Source organism: Thioalkalivibrio sp. ALMg11 (assembly GCF_000377905.1).
Taxonomy (GTDB): domain Bacteria; phylum Pseudomonadota; class Gammaproteobacteria; order Ectothiorhodospirales; family Ectothiorhodospiraceae; genus Thioalkalivibrio.
In genome coordinates, this window is the sequence record NZ_KB898872.1 from 339,731 (window position 1) to 356,068 (window position 16,338).

The 16,338-nt window shown below is 65.0% G+C and carries 19 protein-coding genes and 1 pseudogene; 12 read left to right on the top strand and 8 right to left on the bottom strand.

The features are described 5' to 3' along the window. Positions 1-69 precede the first annotated feature (69 nt). A complete protein-coding gene (locus D578_RS0104255) occupies positions 70-477 on the bottom strand; it encodes a rhodanese-like domain-containing protein (protein ID WP_018948736.1) in 408 nt (135 codons plus the stop codon). Between the two features lie 226 nt (positions 478-703). Here D578_RS0104255 and D578_RS0104260 point away from each other — a divergent pair, with 226 nt between their 5' ends. The 5 genes from D578_RS0104260 (at position 704) to D578_RS0104280 (ending at position 5,077) form a co-directional block, all read left to right on the top strand. Then, a complete protein-coding gene (locus D578_RS0104260) occupies positions 704-1,333 on the top strand; it encodes an alternative oxidase (protein ID WP_018948737.1) in 630 nt (209 codons plus the stop codon). A gap of 67 nt (positions 1,334-1,400) precedes the next feature. After that, entirely contained in the window at positions 1,401-2,039 is a 639-nt protein-coding gene (locus tag D578_RS0104265) for a hypothetical protein (protein WP_018948738.1), read from the top strand. 174 nt (positions 2,040-2,213) lie between these two features. Continuing rightward, positions 2,214-3,848: a methyl-accepting chemotaxis protein gene (locus D578_RS0104270; protein ID WP_018948739.1), complete on the top strand. Its 1,635-nt coding sequence runs from the start codon at positions 2,214-2,216 to the stop codon at positions 3,846-3,848. A 347-nt stretch (positions 3,849-4,195) separates the two neighbouring features. Continuing rightward, a complete protein-coding gene (locus D578_RS0104275) occupies positions 4,196-4,630 on the top strand; it encodes a DsrE family protein (protein ID WP_018948740.1) in 435 nt (144 codons plus the stop codon). 174 nt (positions 4,631-4,804) lie between these two features. Beyond that, positions 4,805-5,077, top strand: a complete 273-nt coding sequence (locus D578_RS0104280; protein ID WP_018948741.1) for a hypothetical protein — start codon at positions 4,805-4,807, stop codon at positions 5,075-5,077. A 31-nt stretch (positions 5,078-5,108) separates the two neighbouring features. On the opposite strand, the gene D578_RS0104285 is transcribed toward D578_RS0104280, so the two are convergent. Further along, positions 5,109-5,726, bottom strand: coding sequence for a class I SAM-dependent methyltransferase (locus D578_RS0104285; RefSeq protein WP_018948742.1), 618 nt, complete (start codon positions 5,724-5,726; stop codon positions 5,109-5,111). A gap of 108 nt (positions 5,727-5,834) precedes the next feature. On the opposite strand from D578_RS0104285, the gene D578_RS0104290 reads away from it, so the two are divergent. The 3 genes and pseudogenes from D578_RS0104290 to D578_RS14780 form a co-directional block, all read left to right on the top strand. Next, positions 5,835-6,137, top strand: coding sequence for a DUF3817 domain-containing protein (locus tag D578_RS0104290; RefSeq protein ID WP_026289166.1), 303 nt, complete (start codon positions 5,835-5,837; stop codon positions 6,135-6,137). Positions 6,138-6,414: 277 nt separating this feature from the next. Then, complete coding sequence (locus tag D578_RS14775) at positions 6,415-6,540, top strand: antibiotic biosynthesis monooxygenase (RefSeq protein ID WP_018948744.1); 126 nt, start codon at positions 6,415-6,417, stop codon at positions 6,538-6,540. Positions 6,541-6,810: 270 nt separating this feature from the next. Then, positions 6,811-7,032: pseudogene (locus D578_RS14780) on the top strand (antibiotic biosynthesis monooxygenase); the annotation flags it as partial. A gap of 158 nt (positions 7,033-7,190) precedes the next feature. On the opposite strand, the gene D578_RS0104300 reads toward D578_RS14780, so the two are convergent. After that, positions 7,191-8,684: a plastocyanin/azurin family copper-binding protein gene (locus D578_RS0104300; RefSeq protein ID WP_018948746.1), complete on the bottom strand. Its 1,494-nt coding sequence runs from the start codon at positions 8,682-8,684 to the stop codon at positions 7,191-7,193. 236 nt (positions 8,685-8,920) lie between these two features. On the opposite strand from D578_RS0104300, the gene mscL reads away from it, so the two are divergent. From mscL to D578_RS0104315, 3 genes are all read left to right on the top strand, one after another. Further along, positions 8,921-9,331 (top strand): large-conductance mechanosensitive channel protein MscL, encoded by a 411-nt coding sequence (gene mscL / locus D578_RS0104305; protein ID WP_018948747.1) that lies wholly within the window; start codon positions 8,921-8,923, stop codon positions 9,329-9,331. A 67-nt stretch (positions 9,332-9,398) separates the two neighbouring features. Further along, on the top strand, positions 9,399-10,367 hold the full coding sequence (locus D578_RS0104310; RefSeq protein ID WP_018948748.1) for a daunorubicin resistance protein DrrA family ABC transporter ATP-binding protein: 969 nt from the start codon (positions 9,399-9,401) through the stop codon (positions 10,365-10,367). Beyond that, positions 10,364-11,131, top strand: a complete 768-nt coding sequence (locus D578_RS0104315; protein WP_018948749.1) for an ABC transporter permease — start codon at positions 10,364-10,366, stop codon at positions 11,129-11,131. The genes D578_RS0104310 and D578_RS0104315 overlap by 4 nt, the downstream gene beginning before the upstream one ends. A 125-nt stretch (positions 11,132-11,256) precedes the next feature. Here D578_RS0104315 and D578_RS0104320 read toward each other — a convergent pair whose 3' ends face one another. From D578_RS0104320 to D578_RS0104340, 5 genes are all read right to left on the bottom strand, one after another. After that, complete coding sequence (locus D578_RS0104320) at positions 11,257-12,297, bottom strand: GGDEF domain-containing protein (protein WP_018948750.1); 1,041 nt, start codon at positions 12,295-12,297, stop codon at positions 11,257-11,259. A gap of 385 nt (positions 12,298-12,682) precedes the next feature. After that, positions 12,683-13,183, bottom strand: a complete 501-nt coding sequence (locus D578_RS0104325) for a DsrE family protein (RefSeq protein ID WP_026289167.1) — start codon at positions 13,181-13,183, stop codon at positions 12,683-12,685. A 67-nt stretch (positions 13,184-13,250) separates the two neighbouring features. Further along, on the bottom strand, positions 13,251-13,742 hold the full coding sequence (locus D578_RS0104330) for a DsrE family protein (RefSeq protein WP_018948752.1): 492 nt from the start codon (positions 13,740-13,742) through the stop codon (positions 13,251-13,253). 32 nt (positions 13,743-13,774) lie between these two features. After that, a complete protein-coding gene (locus tag D578_RS0104335; protein ID WP_018948753.1) occupies positions 13,775-14,386 on the bottom strand; it encodes a TetR/AcrR family transcriptional regulator in 612 nt (203 codons plus the stop codon). Positions 14,387-14,627: 241 nt separating this feature from the next. Further along, a complete protein-coding gene (locus D578_RS0104340; RefSeq protein ID WP_018948754.1) occupies positions 14,628-15,944 on the bottom strand; it encodes a rhodanese-like domain-containing protein in 1,317 nt (438 codons plus the stop codon). 137 nt (positions 15,945-16,081) lie between these two features. Here D578_RS0104340 and D578_RS0104345 point away from each other — a divergent pair, with 137 nt between their 5' ends. Next, the gene (locus D578_RS0104345) at positions 16,082-16,315 is read left to right on the top strand and encodes a hypothetical protein (RefSeq protein ID WP_018948755.1); all 234 of its coding nucleotides are present in this window, start codon (positions 16,082-16,084) and stop codon (positions 16,313-16,315) included. Positions 16,316-16,338 lie beyond the last annotated feature (23 nt).

Consider the following 16,338-nt stretch of genomic DNA (forward strand, 5'->3'; position numbering starts at 1 on the left):
GGACGCAGATGCGCGACGTCGCTTCGCCGGAGATGAGGTCTCGGCGGCTCCGGCCGGCGGAAGCGCCCACTAGCTGGTCCAGCCGCGAAATCCCTCCCGGACGGAAAGGCAGCGTGCGTACCCGAGGTCCCGCAGGAGCTCCGCGGCGCGTAGGCTGCGGCGGCCGCTGTTGCACAGGCACAGCAGGATCTGGTCCTGGGTCACGTGGTGGCGATTGATCAGGGAGATGAAGTGCTGGAAATCGCGCTCGTCCGGCTCGTCCGCGTCCAGCAGTTCCTGTTCATCCTCCGACAGTTCGCGACCCAGCAGCTGCTTCAGGCGGAACAGGGGAACGGGGACGGCGCCTTCTACCGCGCCTTCCAGCTCCAGCTCGAAGGGCTGGCGGATATCCAGCAGCACGGCCAGGCCAATATCGACTAGCTCGCGCGCCGCGTTCACGCTGATCTCCAGCTGCGGCTTGTTCGTGTCGTTCGTCATGCGCTCTCCTTTGTTTCAGCCTCTCTCTCAGGCCGCCTTCCCGGCGCCCGGTTCCCCCGATTGCACCACCCCACTACAGCCTCTGCACTGGGCATCAGCGAACCGGTCTCGGGCACGATGTTCCATGGGGCGTTCATGCTTTGTGAGGTGGCCCCACGACATTTCAGACTGCGGGTCCTATGCTCCATGGATATTCGCCGCCAGAAATGGCGCCCCAAGGGGCATCATGACAAACGACCACGACATCGACCTGAGCCGCCACCACGAACCCCGGGATTTCTCCGACCGCGTCGCGCGGGGCTTTACCTCGCTGATGCGATTCTTCGCCGACACCTTCTTTGCCCGGCGCTACGGACACCGTGCCGTGGTCCTGGAGACGGTTGCAGGCGTCCCCGGCATGGTGGGCGCCACGCTGCAGCACCTGCGCTCGCTGCGGCGCATGGAGGATGACCACGGCTGGATCCGCACGCTGATGGACGAGGCCGAGAACGAGCGCATGCACCTGCTCACCTTCATCGAGATCACCTCGCCCAACTGGCTGGAGCGCTTCCTGATCATCTCGGCTCAGGGCTTCTTTTACACGTTGTTCTTTATGATCTACATCGTCTCGTCGCGTACGGCGCACCGGATCGTAGGCTACTTCGAAGAGGAAGCGGTCGTCAGCTACACCGAGTACCTGGAGGAAGTGGAATCCGGCGCGCTCGACAACGTCGCCGCGCCGCAACGCGCGATCCAGTACTGGAACCTGCCGGAAGATGCCCGCCTGTCCGACGTGATCCGCGCGGTACGCGCCGACGAGGCAGGCCACCGGGACGTCAACCACAGCTTCGCCGACCTGCTCCGCAAAAAGGACTGACCCAGGCGCTCTCCCGCAACCTGACGGGGCCGGTTTTCGGGCACTATCGTGGCCGTACGCGAACGACATGGAGACGGCCGTGAACGACGAGACAACCGGCGGGACCGAGGGCACGCTCCCCCTGCAGCGGCTGGCGGGATGGGGGCTGCGCGGGATCGCCGTCCTGACGGGCCTGGGCGGCCTCCTGGCATCGGTGGCGTTCTGGGCACTGGCGCAGGAGACGCTGGAGGTGCCCTCGCCGATTGCATCCCTGGTGCTGTTGCAGATCCTCTTTGCAGTTGCGGTGGTGGCCTGGGTGGCGCTCCTGTGGCACCGGGCTCGCGCACTCGGCGCGCTGGAGACGCGCGACTATCCTGCCATCACCTGCGTCGTGGTCGGCATGCGACTGATCGGCGAGTTGCTGGCGGTTGGCTTCGTGCTGTTCTCGCTGGCGCTGTCGGTTATCTCCCTGACGGCCATCGAGCCCTTTGCGGTTGCCGCTGTGGCCACGTTCGCGCTTGAAACCGAGCTGGTGGAACCGGCGAGCTGGGCACTGGCGATCCTGGCGGCCATCCTGTGGCCCCTTGCCGGGCTGTTCGCGGCCGGGTTCGCCCTGTTCGGGGCCTACCTGTTCGCCGACGCCATGACGGCCATGCTGGAGTATGTGCGCGATGTACGGCGCATCCGCAAGACCCTGTCGTCCAGGCCCCATAGCGAGGCGAAGTAAATCGGCTGCGGCGCCCGATACGGCCGCGAAAGCGCCGACGTGCAAGAGGGCGTCTGCCTCCATCGGGCGGGGCACGATTGATGTGTCTCAAGGTTTGGCGCGCCGGGCCGTTTACAGTGGTCATGGTCCGGGATTCCGGGCTGCTCTCAACCCTGGCCACGCAAGGACTCGCCCATGAATTTCCGCTCGCTCTCTGTTCGATCCAAGCTGGTCATCACCATCGTGGTGCCCGTGGCCGCGCTCCTGCTGTTGGCGGCCCTGGCCGCACGCGGCACAGCCAATATCGAAGAGGGCGTGCAGAATATCTATCACGACCGCGTCGTGCCCCTGCAGCAGCTGAAGACCATCGCCGACAACTATGCGGTGCTGGTCATTGATGCGGTCAACAAGGCAGATGCCGGCCGGATGAGCGCGGAAGAGGCCCTCGCCGACGTCCGCGAGGCGCGAACCGAGATCGCCGCGATCTGGGACGCCTACCTGGCCACGACCCTGACACCCCGTGAACAGGAACTGGCCGATGGTGCCCGCGGGTTGTTCCGCGCAGCCAACGCCGATCTGGACCGTCTGGAGGGGGCCCTTGGCGGGATGTCCGGCGATGTTCAGGGTGAGCTCGACGCCTTCAACGGGCCGCTATACGACACCATCGACCCCATCAGCGACCAGATCACCGAGCTGGTCGACCTGCAGATCGAGGTTGCCGGGGCCGAAGCGGAGCGGGTATCGGAGTTTTATACCCAGGTTCTAATGCGCACCGGCGCGCTGATGCTCGTCGTCTTGATCATTGTCGTGCTCACCGGGTTATGGACGTATCGCTCGGTGGCGCTCCCGATCTCGCGGATGCGCGAGACGCTCACGGAGATTGCCGAGCACCATGACCTCTCCCGCCGGGTGGACATCCGCTCGGACGACGAGATCGGCACCACTGCAGATGCCCTGAACAGCATGCTCGACCAGTTCCAGGACTCGATCCGCGAGCTGCGCACCCTGACGGACCAGATGGCCTCCGCCTCGGAGCAACTGTCCGCCGTCAGCACCCAGACCAACGGGAATATCGACCAGCAGCGCTCGCAGACCGAACAGGTCTCGACGGCGATGAACGAGATGGCCGCGACGGTGCAAGAGGTCGCGCGCAACGCCTCCGATGCCGCGTCCTCCAGCCAGGAAGCCGATCAGGAGTCCCGCGCAGGTGGCGACGTGGTCCGTACGGTGGTCAGCGACATTGGGCGCCTGTCGGGCGAGGTCGCGACCATCGAGGAGTCCGTGCGCAACCTGGACGAGAAGGGACAGCAGATTGGCTCGGTGCTCGACGTCATTCGCGGTATTGCCGAACAGACCAACCTCCTGGCGCTGAACGCGGCGATCGAGGCCGCCCGCGCTGGCGAACAGGGGCGCGGCTTCGCCGTGGTCGCCGACGAGGTGCGTACCCTCGCCTCGCGCACGCAGGACTCCACGGCGGATATCCAGGCGATGATCGAGGCGCTGCAGGCCGGCACCCGCAACGCCGTGACCGCCATGGGCCGCGGACGCGAAATGGCCGAGGCCACCAGCAACGATGCCGAACGCGCCGGCCAGGCGCTGGAATCCATCGTCCAGGCCGTCGGTCGGATCAGCGACATGACCACGCAGATCGCCAGTGCGGCAGAAGAACAGAACGCAGTGGCCGAAGAGATCAACCGGAACATCTACGCCATCAATGACATCACTGGCGATACCGCCAACGGGGCCCGCCAGACGGCCACCGCCAGCCAGGAGGTCGCGGACATCGCCTCGCGCGTACGCGACCTGGCCTCCGCCTACCGCATTGGCTGACCCCCACTCTTACAGGGCACTGTGAGCTCGGCTTCGAGTCCAGCGTGCCGGCTTGCCAGGCGGACCGCCACCGCCTTGCACGAAAGTACCCGAAGAAGCGGATACGTCAGGAGGAGCCACGCGCTCCGAGCTTTCGATGCGAAAAATGGGGGCTCGTCACGGGGCACCGGGAACTCCAGCCGCCGAACGCACTCCCAGATTTAAGTTGCCCGCGATGCCTCCACCCGACGAAGGTGGACCCATCGGGGGTGGCCCGATAAACGCGATCTAGACGCATTCTTTTGCATTTAGGATCAGCATACGATTATATTCTGACATTCCACTTTAAGAACCGATCAGGAGCTTCCATGCGAGCCATCAAGACTCTAGCCGCTTCCGCCCTTCTCGCCTTCGCCGGTGCCGGCGCGGCGGCGCAGGCGGATGAGCCCTCCAAGCTGTTCGTCAGCGTCACCTCGGCCGACGACCACACCCAGTTCATGTCCATGGTGCTGGCCAACCAGAGCATGCGTCAGGGTCAGGAGATTCGCGTCCTTCTGTGCGGTCCCGCCGCTACGATGGCGACCGAAGACTTCGACGGCGCCACCATGCAGCCGGCCGACCGGAACGCACAGCAGCTGATGATGAACCTGCTCAACAACGGCGCCACCGTTGAGACCTGCGCCATCTTCCTGCCGAACACGGACTACACCGAGGCCGACCTGCTTGACGGCATCACCCCGGCCGACCCGGAAGAAGTCGGTGCCTACATGGCCGACCCGAACGTGCGCTTCTTCTCGAACTAATCGCCCGCTTTCGATGGTGACGGGGCCCTCTTCGGAGGGCCTTTTTCGTATGGGCGGCCGGATTCCTCTGCAGGCGTGCCCGGGTACACTGTTTAGCGCCTGGCGGAGCCCAGGCTCCGAGCCCGTCGCGCATTGGACCGGGCCGTTTCGAAACGAACACCAGGGGAGCCACTTATGAGGCTTTGGTCGAAGTGGAAGAAAGGCGGGGCGCTGCTGGCCGACGTCCTGCAGCGCCAGGGGATCGACCCGAAGGCGGCTGCGGCGCGGGAGAGCTTCAAGAAGATCCTGGACGCTGCGGAGGCCGCGGCGGATGAGCGCCTCAAGCTCGAGCAGCAGGACAATGGGGTCCTGTCGCGGGACGAGCGCGACACCCGCTGGGAAGTGCTGTTCTTCGAGGAGATCCGCGCCCGGGCCAAGGCCCATGCCACGGAGGTCAAACGCCGCTGATCGTCGCGCGCTGGGCGTGGTGCGACCGTGATCAGTCGTTCTTGCGGAACACGCACCAGTTGAACAGCTGCTCGGTCTCGCCCGGGGTCACGTGGATCTCCCTCTGCGACTTCACCAGCGCGAAATCCGGGCCAAACGCATCCTGCAGGGTCTCCGGGGAATGCCGCTGAACCGGCAGGCCGGAACACTTTTCCGGGCCATCCAGTGCGAAGGTCCCGATCACCACATGTCCACCCGGACGAAGGGCATGCTGCATCTGCGTCGCGTATTGGGCGCGTTGATCCGCGTCGGTCAGAAAGTGAAACACCGCGCGGTCATGCCAGACATCGAACGCAGCTTCCTGGAACGCGTATTCCAGTACGTCCGCTTCCTGCCACACGACCGCCGCGGCGCGCTCCCCGATCCGCTCCCGCGCTTTTTCGAGCGCCGCCCCGGACAGATCGAGCACCGTCAGGTTGCGATAGCCCTCTGCCAGCAGCTCGTCCACCAGGACGGAGGCACCGCCACCGATATCGACCATCGCGGCATCGGTTCCCGGAGCGATCTCCTGGATCAGTGCCCGCGACGTGCGTGCCTCGGGCTGATACCACCCCACCGCATCAGTGGCGCGGGTCTGGTAGACGTGTTCCCAGTGCGGCTTGGTGCTCATGCGGGTTCCTGGTTACTGAAGCGAAGGCTTCTCGTACCGACAGGTTACCAGGCGTTCGGGCCCCTTGTGCTACCCTCCGCGCCGATTCCCATGCCTCCGGTCCTGACCATGAAATTCTTCCGTCTGATCAGCGTTATCGAGGGCATTTCGCTCCTCACCCTGCTCTTTGTCGCCATGCCGCTGCGCACCTACGCGGACATGCCGCTGGCCGTGACCTACGTGGGCTGGGTGCACGGCATCCTGTTCATCGTCTATGGCGCGACCTCGCTGATCGCCAGCCATCTGAGCGGCTGGCCGGTCTGGAAGTGGCTGCTGGTCCTGTTCCTTGGGGTTGTGCCCTTCGGCTTTCTCTACGTCGACCACCTGATCCGGCGCGAAATCCCCCACGCAAGCGCGGCCAGGACGGCCTGACGCCCAATCATCACGGGCCACGACGCAACCGCCTCCGGCCCCCGCTCGTCATCCCGGGCGGAGCGAAGCGCAGAGCCGGGGGTCTCCTACGTCAGCGCCCCCCAGCGCCGGAGATCCCGGATCGCCGCTGCGCGGCGTCCGGGATGACGGGCCCAGGTGTGCCTCGGTCCTAGGTGTGCCTCGTGGATCGGACTGGCCACTCGTCCCTTGAATGCCTTCCCCAGAACCGACGTTCGCGTGGTCTAATCGGCCCTTCACCCCCATACCAAAGCCCGCCATGATCGCCGTGATCTTCGAAGTGGAACCACATGCCGAACGCAAACAGGACTACCTGGATGCGGCCGCGCAACTGCGCGAGCACCTGAAGGACGTGGACGGGTTCATCTCCATCGAGCGTTTTTAGGGAGACACTGATTGATGTGCTCGCTCGCGTTGGTGCCCCATGTTTTCCGAGACAAGGCGGGTCGTGCAGTCGGTAGTGGTGCTACCGGCCAGCGGCGCAACGCAGGATCGGGGAACATGGCACACCAACCCCTTGAGGGCTCGGCCGATTTTGCCCGCTGACTGCGTTGCGGCTCGCTCATGTAGCGCGGCTACACTTCTCTCACCGCGCCTTGTCAGCACGCAAAATCGACTCGAGCGCGAGCGAGTACATTAACCAGTGTCTCCCTGAAGCCTGAGCCAGCCGGGCAAGGTGCTGTCGCTGTCATTCTGGCGTGATGACGAGGCGGTGCGTCAGTGGCGCAACCTGGAAGAGCACCGCCAGGTGCAGGCGGCCGGGCGCGGCGGCATCTTTGCCGATTACCGGCTGCGCGTGGCCGAGGTGCTGCGCGACTACGGCATGCATGACCGCGACCAGGCGCCGGACGACTCCCGCAGCGCCCACGGAGCCTGACCCTCGCCATCAACCGGGCAAAAGAGGCTCGATCGGGATCGAGCCTCGCCCAGCAGGCCGGCCGAGTGTTCGGGAAACGCTGATGGGCTGGCGTTTCGTTACGGCCCGCCGCAACCCCCTGCTCCGAGAAAACCGGGATGGTTTTGCTCAGCGCTTCCTTACCCGGGGTCACGCACGATGATGCGGCCTTCCATGTAAGGGTGCGGGGCGCAGATGTAGTCGTAAGTGCCCGGCTCGGTCAGCGTGACGCTGTCGCTCTCGGCATGCCCCAGCATCGCCGTGGCGAACGATTGCGGGCCGCGCATGGCGACGGCATTGTGCGCACCCGAAGTCTCCCCGAAACCATAGGTAAAGACATCCTCGTTCACCCAGGTGATCTTGGTGCCCGGCGCCACCTCGACCACCTTCGGGTAGAAGGAATTGCCCTTCATCTCGATGACGACCTCGTCCACATCCGCCCCGAGCCGAACCGGACGATCAGCCCGGGCGGGTACCGGGTTAGTGTCGGCGTCGGGAATGCCGAACGGCGCGAGGACACGCCGGACTTCACCGATCCGCTCCGCGCGCTCTGCCGGCTCGTACGATGGACCTTCGGCCAGGATTTCGGAGGGGGTGTCCGCATCGGCCCGAGCGTCCAGCAGCCCAATGGCACCGCGGCTGGTGGCCCCGACGCCATGATCCAGCATGGTGTAGACGCCCTCCTCCGGGGGGATGCGGAACTCGATCACCCAGGAGTCCGACGGACCCGCGGTTACCGTCTGTCCGCCGGGCCACCGTGCTTCCGGGTGCCCCTGCCAGTACACGTAGTCCCAGAGGATGCCCACGATGTGGAAGGTCGAAAGGAGGTTGGGGCCGACATTCAGGAAGTACATGCGCACGTAGTCGCCCGGACGGACCGGGATGGGGTTCTCCACGTAACGGAACAACTCGCCATTGAAGGCGGTATAGCTGACATCGCCTTCCACCGCCTCCTTGCCGCTGGCGTACAGCTCATGCTGCAGCATGTACAGCTTCAAATCAGGCTCCTGGCCCAGATCCGCCTCCAGCTGGTAGGACTCGTCGCGCGGCTCGACCACGATCATTCCGTACTGGCCAAACATCACGTGCATCGGGATGGCGTGACCACCCGGGGCACAGTGATACATGAACACCCCCGGCGTGGTCGCTCGGAAGGTCACCGACTTGGTCTGCCCGGGGAGGATGTGCCCGACATGCTTCGAGGTCTGGGTATAGGCGGCATGGATCGACGCACCATGCATCACGTCCCCGCTATTGGTGATCTCCATGCGCACGATGTCGCCCTCGGTCACCCGCAAGGTTGGCCCGGGCAGCTTCCCGTCGATCAGGAAGCCGTCGTAGACCACTCCCTGCCCGATCGGCACCTGCCCCTCGTCCAGATCAATGCGGAACACATGATCCGGCTCGGCATCCGGGTGCACGTACCCGGTCGGCCGGATCTCGAGCCCCTCGTCACGCTCGATGATCTCGATGAAGTCGCTGTCACCAAACAGTTCGCTGAAATCCGGGCCCGTCGATGCCTGGGCCACTGAGGTGAGACACCACAACAGAACCACGGCGAACCCGGCCGCGAAATGTGCACCCAGTGGGTTACGGCCGATGGCCGAAGGATATGCCGATTCTGTTCGTTTCATTGCCCGCCCTCCTCTGGATCGGATCCAAGACGCTCCGCTATAACCTTTATAGACCGTGCATCTATTTACAGCGTCGCGCCGCACAATCACGCGCGTCAAGCGCAACGCCGCGGCACCCAGACTGACGTGTCCACCGCGCAAACTCCGGTCTTGGCCCTTCGCCCTTCGCCTTTCCATAGCAACCGCCCCTGCGCTGGCCTATAGATCTAGCAGCATCCATCGACTGGTGAAGGGCCATGGGCATCGTGAACGAGTTCAAGCAGTTTGTGGCGCGCGGCAACGTGGTCGACATGGCCGTGGGTGTCATTATTGGGCTGGCGTTCGGCCAGATCGTGTCATCACTGGTATCCGATGTGGTGATGCCACCCATCGGCCTGCTGCTCGGCGGGGTCGACTTTGGAGAACTCGCGATCGTGCTGCGCGAGGCGGAGAACGGCGTGGCGGCGGTCACCATCAATTACGGGCTGTTCATCAAGCGCGTGGTGGACTTCCTGATTATCGCCGTGGTGGTGTTCGCCGCCATCAAGGCGATCGCCCGCCTGCAACGCAAGGAAGAGGCCAAGCCGGAAGAACCCGCCGCACCCAGCAACGAAGAGAAACTGCTGACGGAGATCCGCGACCTGCTGAAGACGCGGCAAGGCGGCTGAGGAAAACGCTGAGGAACCGGTACAGCCAGACGGCGTCTCGGCGAAGACATCGGATACGGAGGCGAGTATGGGCAACGCCATCGAAGTGGAAGGCCTGGTGCGCGACTTTGGCGGCACGCGGGCCGTGGACGGAGTGGATCTGCGGGTTCCGCCCGGGCACGTGCTGGGCCTTCTGGGGCCGAACGGTGCCGGCAAGACGACCGTGGTGCGTATGCTCGCCACACTGCTGACGCCCACCGCCGGGGCGGCCCGGGTGGGCGGCTTCGATGTGGTTCGCGAGGGCGCGCGGGTGCGCGAGATCATCGGCCTGACCGGCCAGTACGCCTCGGTGGACGAGAAGCTGACCGGGCGCGAGAACCTGATTCTGATCGGCCGCCTGCTGGGCCTGAAACGCCGTGACGCCAGGGCCCGCGCCGATGAGTTTCTGCGGGATTTCGACCTGCGCGAGGTCGGGCAGCGCCCGGCAAAGACCTACTCCGGCGGGATGCGGCGGCGGCTGGATCTGGCCGCCAGCCTGGTCGGGCACCCGCGCATCCTGTTCCTCGACGAGCCCTCCACTGGCCTCGACCCGCGGGCCCGCCGCGACCTGTGGGAGCGCGTCCGCCAGCTGCAGGCCGCCGGCACCACCGTGCTGCTGACCACCCAGTACCTGGAGGAGGCTGATGCCCTGGCCGATTCCATCGTGGTACTGGACCACGGACGCGTGATCGCCGAAGGCACCGCCGCGCAACTGAAGGCTCGGGTCGGCGGACGCACGCTGTTCCTGATGGTGGCCCGCGCGGAACAGGCCGCGGCGGCCGGCGAGCGGGTCGCCGCGATGGTGGGCACCCCTCCCCGTGTGGAGGGCGAAACAATCAGCGTACCGGTGTCAGACCCGGCCCTGCTGCCCGCGGTGCTGCGCGAGTTGGACGCCGCCGGCATCGAGGTCGCGGAGCTCGGGCTGCGCGGCGCCAGTCTGGATGACGTGTTCCTGTCCCTGACCGGGCGCAGCGGGGCCAGCCGTGAGCCAGCAAGCGACGCGGAGGACGCGGCATGAAGGCCCTCGATCAGACCCTGGCGCTGGCCTGGCGCAGCCTGGTTCAGGTGCGCCGCAACCCCTGGGAGCTGGGCGACTACAGCATCCAGCCGATCCTGTTTCTGGTGTTGTTCCTGTTCGTGTTCGGCGGGGCCATTGCCGGCTCCCCGGAAAACTACCTGGCGTTCGTGCTGCCGGGCGTGATCGTGATGAACATGCTGTTCGTCACCGTATACGTGGGCCATGGCCTGAACACCGACTTGACCCGAGGCGTGTTCGACCGCTTTCGCGCCCTGCCCATCCCGCGCTGGGCGCCACTGGCCGGCCGCATCCTGGCGGACGTGGTCAAACAGCTGCTGTGTATTGCGCTGTTGCTGATCGTCGGGTTTCTGCTGGGCTTTCGCCTGGAGACTTCATGGGCCCATCTACTGGCGATGGTGGCGCTGGTGCTGACCTTCGCCGTGGCCTTCTCCTGGGTGATGGTGCTCGTGGGCGTGATCGCGCGCGACCCCGAGCATGTGCAGCTGTTCGGCTTTACCGCGCTGTTCCCGGTCACCTTCGTGAGCTCGGCCTTCGTGCCGGTGGATACGATGCCACCGTGGCTGCAGGGCTTCGTGCAGGCCAACCCGGTGTCGCTGCTGGCCGACGCGGCGCGCGGACTGATGAATGCCGACGGCCCGGCCCTGGAGCCGGCACTTTGGTCGCTGGCCTGGGCGCTGGGCATTGTGCTGGTGTTCGCGCCGCTGTCGGTCTACACGCTCAACCGCCGCCTCGCGCGCGGCTAGAGAAACACGGATCCATTCGCACCTCCGCGCTCGAGTCGATTTTGCTCGATGACAAGGCGCGGAGAGCGAAGTGTAGCCGAGCTACATAAGCGAGCCGCAACGCAGGATCGCGGCGAGCTGCGCAATCAAAACAGTTCGATCTCGCCAACGTCGATCTTGGAGGGCTTAATCACGCCTTCGGCAACCAGGCGGTCGTACAGGCAGACCTGATTTTTGCCGTTTGCCTTGGCGTAGTACAGGGCCTGATCGGCCTCGTCCAGCACCGCGCTGGCGGTCTTGTAGGGGCGCAACTGGGTCACGCCGATACTGGTCGTGACGCGACCGACCCGCGGCAATGTGTAGTCGGCAACCGCGTGCTTCAGGCGCTCGAAGGCTGCGGCCGCCCTGTCGGCACCGGCAACCTCGGCCAGCACCACGAACTCCTCCCCGCCAAAGCGATAGATCAAGTCATTGTTGCGGAAGCTCTGCTGCAGCAGCCGCGCGAGCAGGATCAACACCTCGTCGCCGTACACATGGCCGAAGCCGTCATTGACCTTCTTGAAGTCGTCGATGTCGATCACGCCCAGCCAGATCTGAGTCTCCTCGGGATCGGGCTCCTGGCGACGGTCCTCCGGCAGACCCGGCCGGTGGACACTGCGCTCCAGTGTCGCAAGCTCACGGAAGTTGTCGTCGAAGGTCTTGCGGTTGAGCAGGCCGGTCAGCTCGTCCGTCTGGGCGTCATCAATCAGCCTGACGAAGTTGCGATAAACCGAAAGGAAGCTCTTGACCAGATGCGCATCCAGCGACTCGTTGTCACCTTCGCTGTCGAATGAAAACGCCAGGCAGATACTGAACTCATTGAGCCCGGACATCGGAAAGACCGATACCGGGCGCCCGGAGGCGTCAGCATCCGCAACCGGCTGACCGGTCGCCAACGCTCGCTCCAGCAACCCGGCGGGCACGGTCTGGTCCTCGGGATCGAACGGCACCGTCATCACGGCGTCGTGCTTGCGATCGAAGGAATGGAGGCCCCTGGGCCGTCCGGCGGCATCAAGCTGAATCGCCCAGATGCCGGCAGACTCGTAGATGCCGTCCAGCGTCTTGAGCAGGCTGTATTCCAGACGCTGGGCATTGCGGATGCCCGTCAGGTGGGCCAGTCCGTCAAGCAGATCACGACTGCTGGTCATGGCAATGATCTCGTGGCTTCGGTAGGGGCCGCCGGCACCCCGGGCGATCGAACCAGGGCACCTGCGGTGCGAAAACCTCTCCGCAGATGCCGTTCGGCATCACGCGATCATAGGACCCTGCCCCGCCTGCAAGGTTTCCTGCCGGGGGCAACGCCAGAAATTCGCGCCTTATGGTATTCGAAAAACACGGGGCCCGAGTACAGGACGCCACTCCAGGCAGGTAGAGAAGAGAATCGACAACCAGGGAGACCTGGTCCCGGATGTCCCGCCCGGCCGACGGCCGCTTGGACCGGTTCGCGGTGGCTTCACCCACTCGTTGCAGGCAAAACAGTCGTCGCTTCCCTGCGACGACAAGAAAGGCCCCGTGTGAGGGGGCGGCGGGAACTCAGTAGACAGGGACCAGTGCGTAGCCCTGGTTCTGGTAACCCATGACGGCGATGAAGCCACTGCGGACCGGCTGGATCGGGTCCAGCACCTTGTCGTTGTCCACCCCGTAGGCGCGGGTGGCGGCCGCGCAGACCTCCATCTTCACGCCCAACTCGGCCAGGCGGTCGACCGCCCTGGCGATCTCTTCCAGGGTGTCGCCGTGGTCGATGGCGATCTCGGGCTCCGGATCCGTGGTGATGAGCTTGACCGCCTCGGCGATGAAGACCATGCGCAGGTCGGGCTCCACGCCCTCCTTGATCAGATTTTCATGGTTGGTGGCAATGCCGCGCAGATAGGCGAGCATCACGTTGGGATCGGACTTGCGCATGTCGTAGACCGCCCGCATGGTCTCGATGCCCTGGGTCGCCTCGCGGTTGTCCAGGCCCTCGGCGGTGGCCGTCGGGCCCAGCCCGAGCGGCAGCAGCAGGGCCAACAGCAGGATCAGCATTCGGTTTCGCATGGATGTACTCCTCCTTTGGGGGTGAGGGTCCAGTGGTTTCGTTCCTGGTGCCGGGGTAGACCGGGTCTCAGTAGATCGGGATGACCGCGTAACCCTGCGCCTGATAGCCGGTCAGCGACACGAAGGTATTGCGCACAGGCTCGATGCCGGGCAGCAGCTCGCCGTGGTCGACCCCGAACAGCCGCGTGGCCACGGAACAGGACTCCATGCGCACGCCCTTCTCCTTCAACGCTGCGATGTGCTCTTCGATCGTGTCCAGGTGGTCGAATTCCGTCAGTTCGAAGCGTTCACGGTCCTCGCTGATCATGGTCACGGCCAGGCCGCGGAAGACGAGGATCATGTCCGGTTCCACCCCCTGGTCGGTGAGGTCTTCAAAGGTCTCGCGGATCACCATCAGGTACAGCGCCAGCATCTCCGGGTCATTGTTGTTCAGGTCGAACACCACTCGACCCTGCTCGACACCCTCCAGGGCCCGGGCATCGGTGGGGGCATCGGCCTGGACGCTCAAGGCGGACAGGGACAAGGCAAACAGCAGGAACAGGGAAGCAACAATCTTCATCAGGGGGCTCTCCTTCGTGGTTGAAGCGGGGGTCACGGTCGATCCGCCGGGGTCATGGCGATGGCACGCCAGGCGGCCTCCTGCGTCTCGGGAAGGTAGTGCGCCAGCGGGCGTTCCAGGACGCCGTCGAGGTGCAGGTGCAGCAGGCGGATCGCGCCGCCAAATGCGGCGGTGGCCGCTACCGGCACCTCCATCGGCCGCACCTCGCCGCGCTCAATGCCCTGCTCAATGCACTCGCGCATGCGCTGGAACGGCTGCGATGAACACACCGGCGGCTCGTCCGGCAGGAACTCGCGGTGGCGCGCCTCCAGCACGAAACGCATGGTCTGCGGGGCCTCGGTCGCGGCCTCGAACATAAACGCGATGATCCCGTCGCAGCGCGCGCGGCATCCACTCTCGCGTCCCATCACCTCGGCCAGGCCGGCATCCATGCGCTGCAGCAGGTCGTCGTACAGCGCCTTGGCCAGCGCCTCCTTGTTGCCGAAGTGGTGATAGATCGACCCAATGGAGACCTCGGCCTGGCGCCGGATATCGTGGATAGAGGTATTGAAATAACCATCGCGGCTGAACTGCTCCAGGGCGGTATCCAGAACCAGCTTGCGTAGTGCGGCGCCGCGCACTGATTGCTTCGGATTTTCCGTCATCACCAAAACCAAACCGAACGTTCGTTCTAATCTAACGCGAATATTTGGTGAATGCCATATGCAACCCGATGCGGGGTGAGGAAGAGGCTTTGCGAGCTTGTTGACCGGGCCCAAGGCCGACGGGCCCGCCTAGGGACATACCACCGGACCCTGGGTCCGGTGGTTTCGGATGGAGATTGCTTCGCTGCGCTCGCAAGGACGGGGTGTGCTCGCCAGGACAGGGTATCGCCCGGATTGCGGTTCAGAAGTCCTCGAACTCCATGGTGCGGAACACACGGCCGGCGTTCTGACGGTGCAGCTCGCCGTAGGTGTCCAGGTGGCGGTAAGCGGACTGGTCGATGTTGTAGGCATCATTCAGCGTGCCGCCTTCGTCGAGGATGCGCTGGACCTCCTCGCGCAGATGCACGAGGTAGTCGTGGGTGTAGCGGCGCAACACGCCGAAGTCGTTCACCGGTTCGCCGTGGCCGGGGATGATGTAGTCCGCATCCAGGGCCTCCAGTTCGCTCCAGGTCTCGATCCAGCCGGCGGTATCGGTGTAGTCGAAGATCGGCAGCATGCGCTGATGGAAGGCCAGATCGCCGGTAATCAGCACCTTGCGCTCGGGCGCCCAGATCGCGATATCACCCGGGGCGTGGCCCGGCCCGAGGTAGCGGATCTGGATGGTCTCGCCGCCCATCTCCAGATCCAGACGCGTGGCGAAGGTGACATCCGGCGTACCCAGCTCGGTCAGAAACGCCTTGTCGCGGGTGCGGTTGGGCGCACCCTCCAGGCTGGCCTGGCCGTTGGCGGCGATCTCGCGCGCGGCCTCCTTGTGCGCGATCACCGTCGCGCCCTGCTCCTGCCAGTAAGTCATGCCGAGCATGGCATGGCCCTGGGCGTTCTCCAGCACCACGTATTTCACCGGCTGGTCGGTGATCTTCTTGATCTCCTCGTGCAGCGACTTGGCCAGCAGGTAGTTGTCGCCGGCGTTCATCACCACCACGCCGTCATCGGTGATGATGAACGACAGGTTGTTGTTGTGGCCGGAGTTCTCGTAGGTGGAGGGCTGGGTCGCACCGATCGCGGACCAGACACCTTCGGTCACCTCCTGCGGCAAGTCATAGAGGAACGAGTCGCGCGCCTTGTCCAGCACGTACAGCGGCAGGCCGGCGTCCTGCCACTCGAAGAAACCGCCGGGGTAGTTCTGCACGTTGGTGTAGCCCATCTGCTGCAGGGTCTGCGCGGCGGCCACGCTACGCAGGTTCTGGCCGCAGTAGACGACGATCGGGGTGTCCTTGTCCGGGATCTCGCCGGGGGCCTCGAACTCGATCCAGCCACGCGGGATATTGAGCGTCTCGCTGGAGCGGATCTGCCCGCCGGTGTGCTCGATCTCGGTGCGGGTGCGCACGTCGATCACCACATGGTCCGGCTCGCTGGCGATCCACTCCTGCAGGCCCTCCTTGTCGATGTTGGTGATCTCGGCGTTGGCGGCCTCCAGCAGCCGGTCGCCGGTCAGTTCCTCGGCCTGCGCGGTACTGCTCACCGCGGCAAGGGCCAGTCCCAGCCAGATCGCTCGCATCGTGATTCTCCTTTTTGCGTTCATCCCTCCACCATAGCTCCCTGTTCCGCCGCCGGCCAGGTCTCCGCTTGAGCCACCCCGTTTAGCGTCTATATTCATGGTGAAGGCACACGGCCCAGCAGCCGAAGGAACCCCCGATGAGCAATCACATGGCGGATGTCACCATCCACATCGACGAAAACACCGATCACGCGACCCGCGAGCGCATCCAGGACACCCTGCGTGAACTCCCCGGCGTCATGGCCGCCTCCAGTCACGACGAACGCCCTCACCTGATGGTGGTGGAGTACGATCCGGAACGGGTCGACAGCCGCAAGCTGCTGGACACGGTGACCGACTCCGGCGTCCACGCCGAACTGATCGGCCTGTAGCCTCCCGGGCGCCACAGGCTGTT